Origin of the sequence: Aminobacter sp. NyZ550, assembly GCF_025628925.2 — a bacterium.
Taxonomy (GTDB): Bacteria; Pseudomonadota; Alphaproteobacteria; order Rhizobiales; family Rhizobiaceae; genus Aminobacter; species Aminobacter ciceronei.
Genome location: NZ_CP114190.1, coordinates 3972440 through 3990830 on the forward strand (window position 1 = coordinate 3972440; position 18391 = coordinate 3990830).

The window sequence follows — 18391 nt, forward strand, 5'->3', positions numbered from 1 at the left end:
CCCACTGAATCACAAACCCCCAACTCTCGCCAGGGGTTTGTCAGCAGTCTGAGGGCCGCCGCAGCGGCCCTTTTTTGTTGAACGCGGGCCACCCCATCAACGCCCCATTGTCGACCTGCCGCGTTCCGGTGCAATCTTGCGCCTTGGGACGTTGCGCTGGAGGGGCGATGCGTTCTGTGCTGGTGGCGGTGATCGCCCTGATCTCGATCGATGCAAAGGCTGCGGAACAGAGCTTCCCGGCCGACGGCGGCCTTGTCTACTTCGACACGCCCTCTGGCAATGTCGGCTGCCAGTACACGCCGGCCGGCGGCTCGGACGTCTACAAGCCAGAGGACGGCGGGCCGGAACTCGGCTGCGACCGCATCGAGCCGACCTATCTCAGGTTCATCCTCGGGAATTCTGGAAAAGCCAAGCGTTATCAGAATGTTGGCGACAGCGGATGCTGCGACGGCTCGCACACGCTCGACTATGGCAACAGCTGGAGGAAGGGCCCCTTCAGCTGCACGTCGGACAGATCCGGGCTGCGCTGCAGCCGCAATGACGGCCATGGCTTCTTCATCAGCCGGTCGAAAACCCAGGTCTACTGAAGCGCGAGACCACCCGCTGCGCGCCTGGCTTCAGGCAAAAGAAAAGCCGGGCAAGCCCGGCTTTTCGATCAGTATCTTGGCTGGAAAGCGATCAGTTGACCGCGTCCTTGAGGCCCTTGCCGGCCGAGAACTTCGGCACGGTGCGAGCCGGGATCTTCACTTCTGCGCCGGTCTGCGGGTTGCGGCCGGTCGACTCCGCGCGTTTTGACACGGTGAAATTTCCGAAACCGACAAGCCGGACATCGCCGCCATTCTTCAGTTCGCCGGTGATGACGGAGAACACCGCATCAACTGCGGACTGCGCATCGCCCTTGGAAAGCTTGGAAGCTTCGGCGACGGCGGACACTAGTTCGTTCTTGTTCATTCAAATTCCCTTCCATGAGAAAACCGGGACATTAGACTCAGCCGGTAGGACACGGACTTTAGGAAAAACTTCGAGCACAACCAAGTCGAAAAGGGGCAAAAAGCCCGGAATTCCGGGGTTTTTTCACATGAAAAAGCCGGGCGCGAGCCCGGCTTTTTGTTTTGACGGCGACTTTAGATACAACTAATGAGCGAAGCCCTTGCCGGCATCCTCGCCGGCATCCGACTTGGCCGCGGGAACATCGACCGGTTCGGTCCACTCGATCGGCTCCGGCATCCTGACGAGTGCGTGACGCAACACTTCGCCAACCCGCGAAACCGGGATGATCTCCATGCCGCTCTTCACGTTTTCCGGAATCTCCGCCAGATCCTTGGCATTGTCTTCCGGGATCAGCACCTTCTTGATGCCGCCGCGCAGGGCTGCAAGCAGCTTCTCCTTCAGCCCGCCGATCGGCAGGATGCGGCCGCGCAGCGTGATCTCGCCGGTCATCGCGACGTCAGCCCTGACAGGAATGCCGGTCAGGATCGAAACGATCGCGGTGGCCATGGCGGCACCTGCGGACGGACCGTCCTTAGGCGTGGCGCCCTCGGGCAGGTGCACGTGGATGTCGCGCTTGTCGAACAGCGGCGGCTCGACGCCGAAGTCGAGGGCACGGCTACGGACATAGGATGCCGCAGCCGAGATCGACTCCTTCATGACGTCGCGCAGATTGCCGGTGACCGTCATCTTGCCCTTGCCGGGCATCATCACGCCTTCGATCGTCAGCAGTTCGCCGCCGACCTCGGTCCAGGCAAGCCCGGTGACCACGCCGACCTGATCCTCGCCTTCGACCTGGCCGAAGCGATAGCGCTGCACGCCGAGATAATCGTCCAGATTGGCAGCGGTGACCTTCACCGACTTCTTCTTGGTCTTGATGATCTCGGTGACGGCCTTGCGCCCGAGCTTCATCAGCTCGCGCTCGAGGCTGCGCACGCCGGCTTCACGGGTGTAGAGCTGGATCACGGCACGGATCGCATCTTCCGAGACCGAGAACTCCTTGGGCTGGAGCGCGTGGTCGCGGACAACCTTCGGCATCAGGTGCCGCTTGGCGATCTCGACCTTCTCGTCCTCGGTGTAACCGGCGATACGGATGATCTCCATGCGGTCCATCAAGGGCGCAGGGATGTTCAGCGTGTTCGCCGTCGTCACGAACATCACGCTCGACAGGTCGTATTCGACCTCGAGGTAATGGTCCATGAACGTTGCGTTCTGTTCCGGATCGAGCACCTCGAGCAGCGCCGACGACGGATCGCCGCGGAAGTCCTGGCCCATCTTGTCGATCTCGTCGAGCAGGAAGAGCGGGTTGGACTTCTTCGCCTTCTTCATCGACTGGATGACCTTGCCGGGCATCGAGCCGATATAGGTGCGGCGGTGGCCGCGGATCTCGGCCTCGTCACGCACGCCGCCGAGTGCCATGCGCACGAACTCACGGCCGGTCGCCTTGGCGATCGACTTGCCGAGCGAGGTCTTGCCGACGCCGGGAGGACCGACGAGGCACAGAATCGGCCCCTTCAGCTTCTTCTGGCGGCTCTGCACGGCGAGATACTCGACGATGCGGTCCTTGACCTTGTCGAGGCCGTAGTGGTCGGTGTCGAGCACCTCCTGGGCAAAGTGCAGGTCCTGCTTGACCTTGGAGTTCTTGCCCCACGGGATCGACAGGATCCAGTCGAGATAGTTGCGCACGACGGTGGCCTCAGCCGACATCGGCGACATCGACCGCAGCTTCTTGAGCTCGGCATCCGCCTTTTCGCGGGCCTCCTTCGTCAGCTTCGTCTTCTTGATGCGCGCCTCGATCTCGGCGGCCTCGTCGCGGCCGTCCTCGCCCTCACCGAGCTCCTTCTGGATCGCCTTCATCTGCTCGTTGAGATAGTACTCGCGCTGGGTCTTCTCCATCTGCCGCTTGACGCGGCTGCGGATGCGCTTTTCCACCTGCAGGACGGAGATTTCGGCTTCCATGAAGCCCATCGCCTTCTCGAGCCGCTCCTTGACGGACAGCGTGCCGAGCATCTCCTGCTTCTCGGTGATCTTGATCGCAAGGTGCGACGCCACCGTGTCGGCGAGCTTGGAATAGTCCTCGATCTGGCTGGCGGCGCCAACCACTTCGGGCGAAATCTTCTTGTTCAGCTTGACGTAGTTTTCGAAGTCGGAAACCACCGAACGCGCCAGCGCCTCGACCTCGACCTCTTCCTCCTCGGGCTCGCTCAGGATGAGCGCGTGGGCCTCGTGAAAGTCGGACTTGTCGGTGAAGGACTGAATCTTGGCGCGCGTCGTGCCTTCGACCAGCACCTTGACGGTGCCGTCCGGCAGCTTCAGCAGCTGCAGCACATTGGCGAGCGTGCCGATGTCGTAGATCGCATCGGGCTCGGGATCGTCGTCGGCGGCATTCATCTGGGTCGCAAGCAGGATCTGCTTTTCCTGACCCATCACCTCTTCCAGGGCCTTGATCGACTTTTCACGGCCCACGAACAGCGGGACGATCATGTGCGGGAACACGACGATGTCGCGCAACGGCAGGACTGCGAAGGTACCTTCGCTGGAAGAGCGGGATATTTTGGCCATTGTCCAACCTTTCATTTCGCAGCCGCGCGAGCGCCAACCGCGAATCTCATATTAACGACCATGGACGGTTCCGCCTACCGCCGATTACCGCGCGGCATTACAGCACGAAAACCTACCCATCGCCTCTTCTCCGTTAGTTGGAGCTTCGCCGGGTAAACATCAAGGCCAATCCCCAACAGGTATGGCACACGTTTCCCTGAAGTCCCAAAATGAAGCCCCAGAATGCGGAACGGCGCCGCTGGGGCGCCGTTCGCTGGAGCGGTAGTTCGTATCGCCGCATCATGCGGCAGGCAATTCGCCAAGCCTCGGGTCGCCAAGCCTTGGGTCGCCAAGCCTCAGGCGCTGACGCTGCCCTTCTTTTCCTTCTGTTCGGAGTAGATGTAGAGCGGCCTCGCGCTGCCGGTCACCACCTCTTCCGATATCACGACTTCCTGGACGCCTTCCAGCGCCGGAAGCTCGAACATGGTGTCGAGCAGGATCGCTTCCATGATCGAACGCAGGCCGCGGGCGCCCGTCTTGCGCTCGATGGCGCGCTTGGCGATCGCCGAGAGTGCGTTCTCGTGGAACGTCAGGTCGACATTTTCCATCTCGAACAGGCGCTGGTACTGCTTGACCAGGGCGTTCTTCGGCTCGGTCAGGATCTGGATCAGCGCCGGCTCGTCGAGGTCCTCGAGCGTCGCCAGCACGGGCAGACGGCCGACGAATTCGGGGATCAGGCCGAACTTCAGCAGATCCTCTGGTTCAACCTGGCGGAACAGGTCGCCGGTGCGGCGGTCCTCAGGCGAAGCGACATTGGCGCCGAAGCCGATCGATGTCTTGCGGCCGCGATCCGAGATGATGCGGTCGAGGCCGGCGAAGGCGCCGCCGCAGATGAACAGGATGTTGGCGGTGTCGACCTGCAGGAACTCCTGCTGCGGGTGCTTGCGGCCACCCTGGGGCGGCACGGAAGCGACTGTGCCTTCCATGATCTTCAGCAGTGCCTGCTGGACGCCCTCGCCCGAGACGTCGCGGGTGATCGAGGGGTTGTCCGACTTGCGGCTGATCTTGTCGATTTCGTCGATGTAGACGATGCCGCGCTGGGCGCGCTCGACATTGTAGTCGGCCGACTGCAGCAGCTTGAGAATGATGTTCTCGACGTCCTCACCGACATAACCGGCTTCGGTCAGCGTCGTCGCATCCGCCATCGTGAACGGCACGTCGATGATGCGGGCGAGCGTCTGGGCCAGCAGCGTCTTGCCGCAGCCGGTCGGGCCGATCAGCAGGATGTTGGACTTCGCCAATTCGACGTCGTTGCTCTTCGAAGCGTGCGCGAGACGCTTGTAGTGATTGTGGACGGCCACCGACAGCACGCGCTTGGCGTGGGGCTGGCCAATGACGTAGTCGTCCAGAACCTTGAGGATTTCCTGCGGTGTCGGCACGCCCTCGCGCGACTTCACCATCGAGGTCTTGTTCTCCTCGCGGATGATGTCCATGCACAGTTCGACGCATTCGTCGCAGATGAAGACGGTCGGGCCGGCGATGAGTTTGCGTACCTCATGCTGGCTCTTGCCGCAGAACGAGCAATAGAGCGTGTTCTTGGAGTCGCCGCCGCCGTTGCTGACCTTGCTCATCTTGTCCAAGTCCTTTCACTGCCGCCCGGCCGAAGGTCTGGCTCCGGGGCGCATATGCAATCTAACGACGGACGCCGCCACCGCCATTCCCTGGCCGCCGCAACGATTTCCGTACACTCACATTCCAGAAGTCGCTGCAACGAGTCGCGGCACCCTTGAACAACGCTAAGCCGTCGAAGCTCAACGCCACCTTAACGTAGGCCGACGCTTCCATCGAGGGAACAGCAAAATGTGTCCGAAATGCCGCAGGGCACCTCAAAAATGCGAGATGTGGCCCTGCAGGCAGGTCGCAGCGTCCAATCACGAAGCCGTGGCACCCTCAGCGACGTCGCGGCTTTCGATGACCTTGTCGATCAAACCGAAGTCACGCGCCTCGTCGGCAGTCATGAAATGGTCGCGGTCGAGCGTCCGTTCAATGGTGTCATAGTCCTTGCCGGTGTGCTTGACGTAGACCTCGTTGAGGCGACGCTTGAGCTTGATGATGTCCTGGGCGTGGCGCTCGATGTCCGAAGCCTGGCCGGAGAAACCGCCGGAGGGCTGGTGCACCATGATGCGGGCGTTCGGGGTTGCGAAGCGCATGTCCTTGTGGCCGGCGCAGAGCAGCAGCGAGCCCATCGAGGCGGCCTGGCCGATGCACAGCGTCGATACTGCCGGCTTGATGAACTGCATGGTGTCGTAGATCGCCATGCCCGAGGTCACCACGCCGCCCGGCGAGTTGATGTAGAGGTTGATCTCTTTCTTCGGGTTCTCGGCCTCGAGGAACAGCAACTGGGCGCAGACAAGCGTCGCCATGCCGTCCTCGACCGGACCGGTGATGAAGATGATGCGCTCCTTGAGCAGGCGCGAGAAGATATCGTAGGCGCGCTCGCCGCGATTGGTCTGCTCGACCACCATCGGAACGAGGTTCATGTATGTTTCGACGGGGTTCTTCATCGACTGTCCCTTTATCGTGAGGGGATTCCGGCGCCGGACGGGCAGAATCGGTTCAGAGGCTTTGCCCTGTAAATAGGATGCCGCCTCACCATTGCGCAAGGCCGGTGAACACCCGTGATTTCAGCTATTGCTAACTTTCGCTGCGACAGCTGGCTCAATGCTCGGCACTGGAACTTTCCATGCCTGCTGCGGTAGTGGCTCCTCTCAAATGACGCTCGGCTGTCGGTTGAGCGGATATCCGGCCTTGATGACGATCTCGATGGCCTGTTTTGCGGACACCAGCTATCGGAGCGATCGTGAGGGAAGCCAACGACCAGGAAACGATCCGGTTCTACTCCAACGAGGCAGAAACCTACACGGCAAGGGGCCAGCCGGCGAGCAGGCACCGTCTCCACGACTTCATGGCCCGCCTGCCCGCCGGCGGCCGCGTGCTGGAACTCGGATGCGGCGCGGGACAAGACAGCGAGGCCATGCTTGCCGAGGGCTTCGACGTAACGCCGTCAGATGGTACGGAGGCAATCGCGGCGGCGGCCGCGAGACGCCTTGGCCGAACCGTCAAGGTCCTTCTGTTTGACGACATCGACGAAATCAACGCCTATGACGGCGTGTGGGCCAATGCCTGCCTTCTGCATGTGCCGCGCGAACATCTACCGGCAATCATTTCCCGTGTTCAGCGGGCACTGGTCCGCGGAGGGGTGTTTTACGCAAGCTTCAAGGCGGGCGAGGCCGAGGGGCGTGACCGCTTCGGAAGGTACTATAACTACCCTTCCCCGGAATGGCTGGCAGGCGCATATGGCGACCGCGGCTGGAACGGGCAAATCGAAATCACCAGCCGCAGAGGCAGCGGCTACGACCGCCAGCCAACCGACTGGCTTCATGTATTCGCCACCAAAGCCTGAGTGGCTGGGGTGCGCCCGAGGATCTAAAGCAATGAAAAACGACGCCAGGCACTGGTCCAAGGTGGAACTGCTGCACGAGACCGTCACCAATCCGAACATCCATGTTCGCGGCACGCACAGCTACTACAGCGATGCCTGGTCGGGATCGTTCGAGGACAGCGTGGTGCGGTATCTCTATGGCGACGCCTACAGCCTCAAGGCATGGCAGCCGGCCTGGCCGATCGACCAGCTCCACATCGGCGACTATGTCTGCATCGGCGCAGAAGCGGTGATCTTGCTGGGCGGCAACCACACGCACCGCACCGACTGGTTCAGTCTCTATCCGTTCCCGGAGTTCATTCTGGATGCCTATGCTGGCAAGGGCGACACGATCATCGGCGATGGCGCCTGGATCGGCATGCGCGCCATGATCATGCCGGGCGTGACCGTCGGTGAAGGCGCCATCATCGCCTCGGGCGCGATCGTGACCAAGGACGTGGCGCCCTACACGATCGTTGCCGGAAATCCGGCCGTGCCGATCAAGACGCGTTTTGCGCAGGCCGTTGTCGACAGATTGCTGGCGCTCAAGGTCTACGAATGGCCCGCGGAGAAGTTCGAGGCGCTGAAGCCGCTGCTATGCGCCAACGAGATCGACGCGCTGGCATCGGCGTCGGAAAAATTCGATGCGGGGCGAAGCTGACGCTCAGAGCCGGATCACATACTGCTTGCGAGTCGTTTCAAGCACTTCCCAGCTTCCTTTGAAGCCGGGCCTGAGGACGAAGCTGTCGCCGGCCCGCACCGTGCGGGCCTCGCCGCCCTCCTCCGAGATGACGGAGACACCCGACAGGATGTGGCAGAACTCCCATTCGTCATATTCGATGCGCCATTTGCCCGGCGTCGACTGCCAGATGCCGGCATAGAGCCCGCCGTCTGCCTCCTCGGCATTCCAGGTGGTGAATTTCGGGTCTCCCGAAATCAGACGGCCGCCTGCCGGCGCGCCTGCTTCCGGCTCGATGCCATTGACGTCGATGGTCAGAAACAGCGGCAAGATCGCACTCCCAAACAGCAAAGGGCCCCGGCAGCACGTGCTGCCGGGGCCAAGTCTTGCACGGCCGGTCAGGCCTTGGCCAGCGCCTGCTCGAGGTCGGCGATGATGTCGCTGACATCCTCGATGCCGACCGAGAGGCGCACGACGTCGGGTCCGGCGCCTGCGGCGATCTTCTGCTCGTCGGAGAGCTGGCGATGGGTTGTCGAGGCGGGATGGATGACCAGCGACTTGGTGTCGCCGATATTGGCGAGGTGCGAGAACAGCTCCAGGCCCTCGACGAACTTGACGCCCGCTTCGTAGCCGCCCTTGAGGCCGAAGGTGAAGACCGCGCCGGCGCCATTGGGCGAATACTTCTTCATCAACGCATGGTTCTTGTCGCTCTTGAGGCCGGGATAGGCCACCCATTCGACCTTGGGGTGGTCGGACAGCCAGCCGGCGACGGTCAGCGCATTGTCGCAATGGCGCTGCATGCGCAGCGGCAGGGTCTCGAGGCCGGTGAGGATCAGGAACGAGTTGAACGGCGAAATGGCGGGGCCGAGGTCGCGCAGGCCGAGCACGCGGGCGGCAATGGCGAAGGCGAAGTTGCCAAAGGTCTCGTGCAGCACGACGCCGCCATATTCGGGCCGCGGTTCCGACAGCATCGGATACTTGCCCGACTTCGACCAGTCGAAGGTGCCGCCGTCGACGATGACGCCGCCGATCGAGTTGCCATGGCCGCCGATGAACTTGGTCAGCGAATGGACGACGATGTCGGCGCCATGCTCGATCGGGCGGATGAGGTAGGGGCTTGCCAGCGTGTTGTCGACGATCAGCGGCAGGCCGTGCTTGCGGGCGATGTCGGCGATCTTCTCGATGTCGACGAAGGTGCCGCCGGGATTGGCCAGGCTCTCGATGAAGATCGCCTTGGTCTTGCCGTCGATCTGCTTGTCGAAGCTCGAGATGTCGTTGGTGTCGGCCCAGCGCGCTTCCCAGCCGAAATTCTTGAAGGCATGGCCGAACTGGTTGATCGAGCCGCCATAGAGGCGGGTCGCGGCGACGAAATTGTCGCCCGGGCGCATCAGGTTGTGGAACACCAAAAGCTGGGCGGCGTGACCGGAGGCGGTGGCAAGCGCCGCCGTGCCGCCTTCCAGCGCTGCGATGCGCTCCTCGAGCACGGCCTGGGTCGGATTCATGATGCGGGTGTAGATGTTGCCGAAGGCCTTGAGCCCGAACAGCGAGGCTGCGTGGTCGGCATCGTCGAAGACATAGGACGTCGTCTGGTAGATCGGCGTGGCGCGTGCGCCGGTTGCCGGATCGGGCTTGGCGCCGGCGTGGACGGCAAGCGTGTTGAAACCAGGGGCGCGCTGGGACATCTTTTTCCTCCAAAGAATAGGTTCGTCAAATCAGCTGGCATCTTTGGCCAAGGCCGCGGCGGAAAGCAAAGACGAAAATTTCACATCTGCCGCGGCAGGCAGAGATTATTTGCGCGGCATTGCAAAAACCCGGACGAATGCCGGACTATTTTGCGCGGATGCTGAAACTCTGGAAACCCTCGCGCATGACAGGGCGCTTCGAGGAGAGCACGCCGGAATTGACGCCGTTCCAGCCGATTTCGCCGGCAAGCCGCGCATATTCGATCTTGGGGCAACGGTTCATGACGACCTTGATGCCCGCAGCCTCAGCGCGCGCGGCGGCCTCGTCATGGCGAACGGTCAACTGCGTCCAGATCACCTTGGGCAGCGGATCGAGCTTGAGCACCTCGTCGACGATGCCTGGCACGGCAGGCGACGCCCTGAAAACATCGACCATGTCGATCGGCGCGGGGATGTCGGCAAGGCTGGCATATGTCATGCGGCCAAGGATGTCCTTGCCGGCATGTCCGGGATTGACCGGAAAGACCTCGTAGCCCTTGTCGATCAGATATTTGGTGACGAAGTAGCTCGGCCTGACGTCATTGGCCGACGCGCCGACGACGGCGATCGTCTTCACCGCATTCAGGATTCCGGCGATGTAGGCGTTGTCGTAGCTGTCGTGGTTCATCTGTCGTTGTTCATGGCCGCGTCGTTCGACGGCACTGGATACCGGCTTTCGAAAGCGAGCGCAAACGTCACGGCAGCGAGATCGAGCCATCCTCGGCGATCGGGAAATCGGGATTGTGGGCCACTTCCCACAAATGGCCTTCGGTATCGGCGAAATAGCCGTACCAGCCGCCCCAGAAGGCGCGCTGCGCCGGCTTGACGATGCGGCCGCCTGCCCTTTCGGCCGTCGCCAGGATCTCGTCGACCTCCGCCTCGGAGCGCGTGTTGTAGGCAATCGACACACCGGAGAAACCGCCCTTGCCGCCGGGAACGCCGGCGTCGGCAGCCAGCTGGTCGCGGCTCCAGAGACCGAGCACGATGCCCCCCATCTGGAAGAAGGCGACACCCTCGGTGATCGACTGGTTCCGCCTGAGCCCCATTGCTTCATAGAAGCGCACGGCGCGGCCGAGATCGTCCACTCCAAGTGTTACAAGCGAAAGGCGTTGTTCCAAACCTATTCTCCTGTCCAGTCGGCCTGGCGCTTGTCGATGAATGCGCCAATCCCCTCCTCGGCATCCTTTGCCAGCATGTTGTCGACCATCACCTTCGCCGCATGGTCATAGGCTTCGGCAAGGCTCATCTCGGCCTGGGCGTAGAACGCCTCCTTGCCGATCTTCAGCGTCAAAGGCGATTTCGAAACAATGGTTTGCGTATATTTACCAACAATGTGATTCAGGTATTCACGCGGCACGACACGGTTGACCAGCCCGAAGTCGCGCGCTGTCGTGGCGTCGATGGTCTCACCGGTCAAAAGCATCTCCATCGCCTGCTTGCGCGAGACGTTGCGCGAGAGCGCGACCATCGGCGTCGAGCAGAACAGGCCGATATTGACGCCGGGCGTGCAGAAGGTCGACTGCTCGGAGGCAATGGCGAGATCGCAACTGGCGACGAGCTGTAGGCCGGCCGCGGTGGCGAGGCCGTCGACCTCGGCGATGACAGGCTTGGGGTGGCGGACGATCGACTGCATCAGCGCCGAGCAGCGCGACATTGTGAGCTCGAAGAAGGCGCGGCCGCGATCGGCATCGCTTCGGTGCGCCGTCAGTTCCTTGAGGTCATGGCCGGCTGAAAACACGCCGCCCTGGGCGGCGATGACGATCACCCGGATCGCCTTGTCGTCCATGGCGCCATCCAGCTGTGCCTGAAGTGCTGCCATGGTCGCGACCGAGAGCACGTTAGCCGGCGGATTGGAGAGCACCAGACGCAGCACGCCCTTATCCAGACTGGCCCAAACCGGACCTTCCGGTGTGCTACGTTTGATGGCGACGATTTCTGCCATGGTGTCCCCTGAGCGAGTTCAGTGCGGCGAAAGACGAATCGCCAAAGTCGAGCCTCAGCCATATACGTTTGCACACAAACTTGGTTCCCAACCATGTGAACGTGGCGAACTCGACGGTTCATCCGGCAAGCCTAGAAATGGGGCCGGGGCGCATGGTGGGAAAGTCGATGGAAAGAGCTATATGCCCGAACAGCAAGGACTGACGCCGACGATGACGGCGAACGAGGTCAACGATCTCCTCAAGCAGGTCTACCCTCAGCTCAACGAACAGTACGACTTTTACCGGGTGACGGAGGTTTTCCCGGGTGGATGCTCCGTGCGCCTCAACGCCGACGAACGCCATCTCCGGCCCGGCGGCACCGTCTCGGGCCCGTCGCTGTTCACGCTTGCCGACATCGGCGGCTATGTCTGCGTGCTGAGCCACGCCGGACCAGACGCCTTGTCGGTGACGACGAATCTCAACATCAGCTTCATGCGCAAGGCCGAAGCCGGCCCGATCGACGGCCACTGCCGAATTCTGAAGCTCGGCAAGAGCCTGATGGTGTTCGACATCGACATCGTCGCCGGCCCGGACCGGCAGACGGTGGCGCACGCAACCGGCACCTATTCGATCCCGCCGAAGCGCCAAACGACGCGGTAAAATAATACCACACTCATAACATCTTGTTTTTGCTTCATATTACAAGACGACTGCCTTTTTTGGCTCGCTTGACGGGCCATCAGCCCTCGCCTATAAGCCCATCCAAAGCAGCGGTCCGCAAAGGCCGCCGTTTTGTTATTGGCGGCAGGCCCTGGCCGAACGCCAATGAAAGCAACAAGAAACGCCTTCTCTTGAAGGTCCGAACCGAAAGCATAAAACCATGACAACCTTTTCGCAGAAGCCTGCGGACGTGGTGAAGAAGTGGGTGCTGATCGACGCCGAAGGTCTCGTCGTCGGCCGTCTCGCCACCATCGTCGCCAACATCCTCCGCGGCAAGAACAAGCCGACCTTCACCCCGCACGTCGACGACGGTGACAATGTCATCATCATCAACGCCGACAAGGTGGCGTTCACCGGCAAGAAGTTCACCGACAAGGTGTACTACTGGCACACCGGCCACCCCGGCGGCATCAAGGAGCGCACCGCGCGCCAGCTGCTCGAAGGCCGTTTCCCTGAGCGCGTGCTCGAGAAGGCCGTTGAGCGCATGATCCCGCGTGGCCCGCTCGGTCGTCGCCAGATGAAGAATCTCCGCGTCTATGCAGGCGCCGACCATCCGCATGTCGCCCAGCAGCCTGTGACGCTCGACGTCGGCGCGCTGAACGCCAAGAACAAGAAGGCCTCGTAATCATGGCTGATCTCAGCTCGCTCGCAGAACTCGGCACCGTCGCTGCAGCCGCACAGCCGGCAGCTCCGGTCCACGTCCAGAAGCTCGACAAGAGCGGCCGCGCCTATGCCACCGGCAAGCGCAAGAACGCCATTGCTCGCGTCTGGATCAAGCCGGGCACCGGCAAGATCATCGTCAACGGCAAGGAATTCGCGACTTACTTCGCGCGCCCCGTGCTGCAGATGATCCTGAACCAGCCGATCGTCGCGGCTGCTCGCGTCGGCCAGTACGACGTCATCGCCACCGTCGTCGGCGGCGGTCTGTCGGGCCAGGCCGGTGCTGTTCGTCACGGCGTCTCCAAGGCGCTGACCTACTACGAGCCGACGCTGCGCGGCGTGCTCAAGAAGGGCGGCTTCCTGACCCGCGACAGCCGTGTCGTCGAGCGTAAGAAGTACGGCAAGGCCAAGGCCCGCCGTTCGTTCCAGTTCTCGAAGCGCTAAGCGTTTCGCAGTCCGGATTTCGGAAAAGCCCCGCTTCGGCGGGGTTCAGACTGCTGACAAACCCCGTCGAATTTCGGCGGGGTTTTGTTTTGTGGGTTGATTGAGCTTTTGGATTGATGTCGGGAAGCAGATGCCAAGGCCGTTGCGAGCCGGCTTTGGCCTCATGCGAGGCTTGGTTTTGGCTTTGGCCAGAGGCTGATTGCGATCTTTTTCATGTTCTGGGCGGCGGCTGCGATCAGGCACTGGCAGGCGACGCGTGTTCGCCCTCGGAAGCGGGCATAGCGATGGCCGAAGAGCTGCTTGGCATCGGCGAAGGATCGCTCGACCGTCTCCTTGCGGCGTCGATAGATCGCCTTGCCCCATGCGGTTAAGCGGTTGGCATCGACCCGCTCGCGGACATCCTGCCAGACATGGCGCGTGATGGTGCGCTCGGCCTTGGCGTTTGATGTGCAAGACGCCAGCAGCGGACAGTTGCGGCAGATCGTCGGGTCGCTCCTGTAGTGGCGATAACCGCCGCGATCGGTGGTGGCGTAAGTGAGCAACTGGCCCTGCGGGCAACGATAGCCGTCAAGGTCCGGCTCATGGACGAAAGCGCCCTTCCTCATCTTGCCAGGCTTTGGCCGGGTCGGGTTGCGATAGCCGACGACACCGTGGATGTTCCTGTCCTCCAGGCCCTTGGCGATGCCTGGCGTGGCATAGCCGGCATCCAGCCCCGCCGCCGTGACGTCGAAGCCGAAACGCTCCACCTGGCGGTCGAGCCGGTCGAGATAGACGATCGAGTCATGCACGTTGGCCGGCGTGGCAAACGTGTCGGTGATGATGCCGAAGCCGCCATCCACCGTGCGGTGATCGAGATAAAAGAAGCCCTTCGGCTTGCCCTCGCGCACCATATAGCCAGCCTCAGGATCGGTGCGCGAGACCTTCGTCTCTTTCACCGCAGGCTGCCGCTCCTGCTCCTTCAGCGCCTTCTGGCCGTGCAACGCCCGTTCGGCATCGATCGCCCGGTCGAGCTCGCCCCAGTAGTCGGCACGCGACTTGGCGACCATGGCAAGGTCGTACTTGCCCTTGTTGGCATTGGCCTTCAGGTGCGTGCTGTCGGTGTAGAGCACCGTGCCGTCGACCAAGCCTGCCCCGATCGCCTGCTCGACAATGCGGTCGAAGATCGCCTGCGCGATCGTCTCGTCCTGGTAGCGCCGGCGTCGGTTCTGCGACAATGTCGAGGCGTCGAACACCTTGTCCGTCAGCTTCAGCCGCAGGAACCACCGGTAGGCGACATTGACCTCGATCTCTCGCACCAATTGCCGCTCCGAGCGCACCCCGAACAGGTAGCCGATGAACAGCGCCTTGAACATCAAGGTCGGATCAAGTGGCGGGCGACCATTGTCGGCGCAGTAAAGCGGCGCTGTCAGATCGTGGATGAACGAGAAATCGATAACACCATCGATCTTGCGCAGAAGGTGATCAACTGGAACCAGTTGATCGAGCGTGACGATCTCAAGTGCGGTTTGTTCAGGGCCGGCTCGCTTCAACATCACCCACTGAATCACAAACCCCCAACTCTCGCCAGGGGGTTGTCAGCAGTCTGAGGGCCGCCGCAGCGGCGGCCTTTTTCTTTTCCGCATGCTGTTCCGGCCGGCCTGGCTTATGCTTGGAAGCGCAACTTCAAGCCGCCGGTGGAAATCACCATGGTCCGCATGCTCGCACTGGCAGTCGCCATAGCCTTTGCCGCTGGCCCAGCAGAGGCCGCGTCGAACAAGTTTCTCAAGCGGGCAACCTCGTTCGACAGTTGCTGGATGCGCGCCTATGACAAGGCGATCGAAAAGGGTGCCGACGCGCGAAAGGCCGCCGGCAAAGCCGACAGCCACTGCAAGAAAAAGGGCAAGAGACTTCTCAAGGAGGGCGGCTCGAAATATTCGCTCAAGGACCGGCGCAAGGCGCTTCGGGGCTCGAGAGCGTATTAGCCCCTTCCCGCGGCATCAGTTGGTCGGCGGCTGGGACGCGCCCGCCTGGCCTGCGACAGAGGCCACGGGTTTTTCCAATTCGGCATAAGGCACACGATAGCCATTGGCGGCCAGCCAGTTGATGGCTGCACGCGGCTCGTCGGTCTGGATCATCGTCGCGCCGCGTTCGGCCCAGAAGCCGAACACTTCGTTGGGAAACCCGGCGGCCACCGCCAGTTCGTCGCCGCGGCCGCCGGCGAGATAGCCACCCGGCTTGTTGACGATGGCATGAGTGTCAACCCAGATGTGCCAGTTGCCGCGAATGGCCGCTGCCTTGACCCTGGCCGAAAACAACGGCCCGCCAGATACGGTCATTGTTTCGGTGTCGCCGCGCCAGGCAATCATCTCCACGGCATTTGCGGCGAAAGCCTTGCCCGATGCCTCGACGAAAGCGGGGTCGCGCACGGCGTCGTCAGCCATGATCGGCATGAACTGGAAGCCTTGCCCCACCCGCGCCATCACCGCCTTCACGGTGGCGACACGCTCGGCATTCCACAGGTTCGCCTTGACCACCACCTGCTCTTCCATCTCCATGGCGCGCGCCAGCGCAACCATGTCGATGAGGTCGGCGGTGTCGAGCTTGTTGTCGAGATTGACCAGGATCCTGCCCTTGGCGACCGACAGATATTCCCGCAGCGTCGGCACTGTTTCGGCGGTGACAGTGCCGGTGCCCTCGACGACGAGCCGGCATGTCCTGAGCTCGTCCATGGCGCGGGTTACGACCTCGCCCGTGCAGTCGGTGGTGCGGTCGAGCCAGCTGTCATGCATGACGATCAGTTCGCCGTCGGCGGAGCGGCGGATGTCGATCTCGACCATTTCGGCGCCGAGAGAGATCGCATCGCGCAGGGCGGCGATGGAGTTTTCGGCAAAGCGCCGCTTGCCGTCCTGCAGGCCGCCTGCCCTGTGCGCCACGACCATCACATGGTCACGCCACTGATTGGCATTTTCGAAGCGCGCGAGGATATCTTCGGAACGAGAACCGGCATGGCCAGACGTCGCCAGAGCGAGGGTCAGCAAGACCGAGACTGCGCCTGCCAGAACTGTCCGCATGGGAATCGCTCCATGGCTTGATATGCCTGGAGCGACCTAAAAGGCGGCGATGACATGGGCGTGAAAGACAGATGACAGGGCGATGAATGCAGCTGTCACACGCAATTCGCCATGGGGCTGGCATGTTGGTTCAGGCTTCTGTAGTTCTTGCGCCTCGCAATTCTGAACGACCGAATTCCGAAAGACCGAATAAGGAAACTGCCCATGCCCTCTTCGTCGATCGATCACGCCTTTACCGCACGCGGCCCCAAGGGTCGCTCGGGTGATCCGACCTATGCAGGGGCATTGTCCTTCATGCGCCGCAAGTATTCGAAGAATGTCACTGGGGCCGAGGCGGTGGTCTGGGGCATCCCCTTCGACGCCGCCGTCACCAACCGGCCGGGCGCACGCTTCGGCCCGCAGGCCATCCGTCGCGCCTCGGCGATCTTCGATTGCGACCCGCAATACCCGTTCAACCGCGACCTGTTCGACGACCTCGCCGTCATCGACTATGGCGACTGCCTGCTCGACAGCGGCAACCACCAGAAGACCCCTGTTGCAATCGAGCGCGAAGCAGCCAAGATCCTGAGATCGGGCGCCTTCCTTTTGACGCTCGGCGGCGACCATTTCGTCACCTGGCCCGTGCTGAAGGCGCATGCGGCGATCCACGGCCCGATGGCGCTGGTGCAGTTCGATGCCCACCAGGACACCTGGCCTGACGACGGCAAGCGCATCGATCACGGATCGTTCGTGGCGCGCGCCGTCAAGGACGGCATCATCGACCCCGATCGCTCGATCCAGATCGGCATCCGTACGCACGCGCCCGACGATTGCGGCATCAAGATCCTCTACGGCCACGAGGTCGAGGAGATGCGCGCTGCCGACATCGCCTATGCGATCGCCGAACGCACCGGCGGCAAGAAGACCTATGTCACCTTCGACATCGACTGCCTCGACCCGGCCTTTGCGCCCGGAACCGGCACGCCGGTGGCCGGCGGCCCGTCGTCGGCCAAGATCCTGTCGGTGCTGCGCCAGATGACCCAGATCGACATCGTCGGCGCCGACATCGTCGAGGTTGCACCGGCCTATGACCATGCCGATATTACGGCTATCGCCGGCTCGACGGTCGCCATGCATTATCTCGGCCTGTTGGCCGAGAAGAAGGCGCGCGACAAGGCCTGAGGCATTGAATCAACGGCTTGCGGACGAGAGTCCGAATTTGGCCATAACCACCTGAAATAACGAATTTTTCGACGGACGGCAGACAATGAAACCGAAAATCTTCATCGACGGCGAACACGGCACCACGGGCCTCCAGATACGCACGCGCCTCGCCGCCCGCGACGACCTCGCCGTGCTGTCGATCCCGGAAGCCGAACGCCGCAACGTCGACCTCAGGGCCGAGCGCCTGCACGAGGCGGATGTCGCCATCCTGTGCCTGCCCGACGATGCCTCGAAGGAAGCCGTCCGCATTCTCGAAGGCAACAACTCGACCCGCATCATCGATACGTCGACGGCGCATCGCGTCCACCCCGACTGGGCCTATGGCTTTGCCGAGATGGACGCTGCCCAGCGCAAGCGCATCGCCGATGCACGGCTCGTCGCCAACCCGGGCTGCTATCCGACCGGCGCGATCTCGCTGATCCGTCCGCTGGTCGCGGCCGGCACCCTGCCGGCCGACTACCCTGTCAGCGTCAACGCCGTTTCCGGCTACACCGGCGGCGGCAAGCAGATGATCGGCCAGATGGAGGACGCCTCGCGCCCCGACCACATCGCTGCGCCGCACTTCCTCTACGGCCTGCCGCTGATGCACAAACACGTTGCCGAGATGAAGCAGCATGGCCTGCTCGAGCGCCGCCCGATCTTTGCGCCCTCGGTCGGCCGCTTTGCCCAGGGCATGATTGTCCAGGTGCCGCTGCACCTCGCCGACCTCAATGGCTCGGCCTCGATCGCCGACATCCACGCAACGCTTGCCGCGCACTATGCCGGACAGGAAATCGTCGAGGTCGTGCCGCTTGAGGTCAGCGCCAAGCTCGACCGGCTTGACCCGACCGAGCTTGCCGACACCGACGGCATGAAGCTCTATGTCTTCGGCACCGAAGGCCAGGGCCAGGTCAACCTCGTGGCGCTGCTCGACAATCTCGGCAAGGGCGCTTCCGGTGCCGCTGTCCAGAACATGGACCTGATGCTCGGGCTCAAGCACTAGG

General features: G+C 62.4%; 20 protein-coding genes. 9 read left to right on the plus strand and 11 right to left on the minus strand.

The genetic code is table 11. From position 1 onward, the window contains the following. Positions 1-167 precede the first annotated feature (167 nt). Positions 168-587: a DUF6636 domain-containing protein gene (locus N7E70_RS19760; protein ID WP_263007360.1), complete on the plus strand. Its 420-nt coding sequence runs from the start codon at positions 168-170 to the stop codon at positions 585-587. A 91-nt stretch (positions 588-678) separates the two neighbouring features. Here the strand turns inward: N7E70_RS19760 and N7E70_RS19765 are convergent, their stop codons facing one another. The 4 genes from N7E70_RS19765 to N7E70_RS19780 all read right to left on the minus strand — a co-directional run bounded on the left by N7E70_RS19765 (position 679) and on the right by N7E70_RS19780 (position 6092). Beyond that, entirely contained in the window at positions 679-951 is a 273-nt protein-coding gene (locus tag N7E70_RS19765) for an HU family DNA-binding protein (RefSeq protein ID WP_018427423.1), read from the minus strand. A gap of 183 nt (positions 952-1134) precedes the next feature. Next, positions 1135-3549 carry an endopeptidase La gene (lon, locus tag N7E70_RS19770; RefSeq protein ID WP_067962855.1) on the minus strand — a complete coding sequence of 805 codons (2415 nt, stop codon included), beginning with the start codon at positions 3547-3549 and terminating at the stop codon, positions 1135-1137. Between the two features lie 335 nt (positions 3550-3884). Then, positions 3885-5159, minus strand: coding sequence for an ATP-dependent Clp protease ATP-binding subunit ClpX (gene clpX, locus N7E70_RS19775; protein WP_067966693.1), 1275 nt, complete (start codon positions 5157-5159; stop codon positions 3885-3887). Positions 5160-5459: 300 nt separating this feature from the next. Next, positions 5460-6092, minus strand: coding sequence for an ATP-dependent Clp protease proteolytic subunit (locus N7E70_RS19780; RefSeq protein ID WP_067962859.1), 633 nt, complete (start codon positions 6090-6092; stop codon positions 5460-5462). Positions 6093-6388: 296 nt separating this feature from the next. Between N7E70_RS19780 and N7E70_RS19785 the strand changes: the two genes are divergently transcribed. After that, positions 6389-6991, plus strand: coding sequence for a class I SAM-dependent methyltransferase (locus N7E70_RS19785; protein ID WP_263007361.1), 603 nt, complete (start codon positions 6389-6391; stop codon positions 6989-6991). A 31-nt stretch (positions 6992-7022) separates the two neighbouring features. After that, positions 7023-7670, plus strand: a complete 648-nt coding sequence (locus N7E70_RS19790; protein ID WP_182573823.1) for a CatB-related O-acetyltransferase — start codon at positions 7023-7025, stop codon at positions 7668-7670. Positions 7671-7673: 3 nt separating this feature from the next. Here the strand turns inward: N7E70_RS19790 and N7E70_RS19795 are convergent, their stop codons facing one another. The 5 genes from N7E70_RS19795 to N7E70_RS19815 form a co-directional block, all read right to left on the minus strand. Next, positions 7674-8018, minus strand: a complete 345-nt coding sequence (locus tag N7E70_RS19795; protein ID WP_182573822.1) for a cupin domain-containing protein — start codon at positions 8016-8018, stop codon at positions 7674-7676. A 68-nt stretch (positions 8019-8086) separates the two neighbouring features. Beyond that, positions 8087-9370: an O-acetylhomoserine aminocarboxypropyltransferase gene (locus tag N7E70_RS19800; RefSeq protein WP_067962865.1), complete on the minus strand. Its 1284-nt coding sequence runs from the start codon at positions 9368-9370 to the stop codon at positions 8087-8089. Between the two features lie 145 nt (positions 9371-9515). Continuing rightward, a complete protein-coding gene (locus tag N7E70_RS19805; protein ID WP_263007365.1) occupies positions 9516-10037 on the minus strand; it encodes a CoA-binding protein in 522 nt (173 codons plus the stop codon). Between the two features lie 67 nt (positions 10038-10104). Then, entirely contained in the window at positions 10105-10527 is a 423-nt protein-coding gene (locus N7E70_RS19810; RefSeq protein WP_067962870.1) for a VOC family protein, read from the minus strand. A gap of 2 nt (positions 10528-10529) precedes the next feature. Further along, entirely contained in the window at positions 10530-11351 is an 822-nt protein-coding gene (locus N7E70_RS19815) for an enoyl-CoA hydratase (protein WP_182573821.1), read from the minus strand. 181 nt (positions 11352-11532) lie between these two features. On the opposite strand from N7E70_RS19815, the gene N7E70_RS19820 reads away from it, so the two are divergent. The 3 genes from N7E70_RS19820 (at position 11533) to rpsI (ending at position 13155) form a co-directional block, all read left to right on the plus strand. Then, positions 11533-11991 (plus strand): PaaI family thioesterase, encoded by a 459-nt coding sequence (locus N7E70_RS19820; RefSeq protein WP_263007366.1) that lies wholly within the window; start codon positions 11533-11535, stop codon positions 11989-11991. Positions 11992-12211: 220 nt separating this feature from the next. Beyond that, positions 12212-12676 carry a 50S ribosomal protein L13 gene (gene rplM, locus N7E70_RS19825; protein WP_067962880.1) on the plus strand — a complete coding sequence of 155 codons (465 nt, stop codon included), beginning with the start codon at positions 12212-12214 and terminating at the stop codon, positions 12674-12676. A 2-nt stretch (positions 12677-12678) separates the two neighbouring features. After that, entirely contained in the window at positions 12679-13155 is a 477-nt protein-coding gene (gene rpsI / locus N7E70_RS19830; protein WP_067962883.1) for a 30S ribosomal protein S9, read from the plus strand. 161 nt (positions 13156-13316) lie between these two features. On the opposite strand, the gene N7E70_RS19835 is transcribed toward rpsI, so the two are convergent. Further along, complete coding sequence (locus N7E70_RS19835) at positions 13317-14687, minus strand: IS1182 family transposase (RefSeq protein WP_192316544.1); 1371 nt, start codon at positions 14685-14687, stop codon at positions 13317-13319. A 153-nt stretch (positions 14688-14840) separates the two neighbouring features. Between N7E70_RS19835 and N7E70_RS19840 the strand changes: the two genes are divergently transcribed. After that, positions 14841-15116 carry a hypothetical protein gene (locus N7E70_RS19840; protein ID WP_263007367.1) on the plus strand — a complete coding sequence of 92 codons (276 nt, stop codon included), beginning with the start codon at positions 14841-14843 and terminating at the stop codon, positions 15114-15116. A gap of 15 nt (positions 15117-15131) precedes the next feature. Here the strand turns inward: N7E70_RS19840 and N7E70_RS19845 are convergent, their stop codons facing one another. Next, complete coding sequence (locus N7E70_RS19845) at positions 15132-16205, minus strand: glycerophosphodiester phosphodiesterase family protein (protein ID WP_263007368.1); 1074 nt, start codon at positions 16203-16205, stop codon at positions 15132-15134. A gap of 204 nt (positions 16206-16409) precedes the next feature. On the opposite strand from N7E70_RS19845, the gene speB reads away from it, so the two are divergent. Both speB and argC read left to right on the plus strand, forming a co-directional pair. Beyond that, entirely contained in the window at positions 16410-17366 is a 957-nt protein-coding gene (speB, locus tag N7E70_RS19850) for an agmatinase (protein ID WP_154385563.1), read from the plus strand. Positions 17367-17451: 85 nt separating this feature from the next. After that, positions 17452-18390 carry an N-acetyl-gamma-glutamyl-phosphate reductase gene (argC, locus tag N7E70_RS19855; RefSeq protein ID WP_067962895.1) on the plus strand — a complete coding sequence of 313 codons (939 nt, stop codon included), beginning with the start codon at positions 17452-17454 and terminating at the stop codon, positions 18388-18390. The last annotated feature ends 1 nt before the right edge of the window (position 18391 follow it).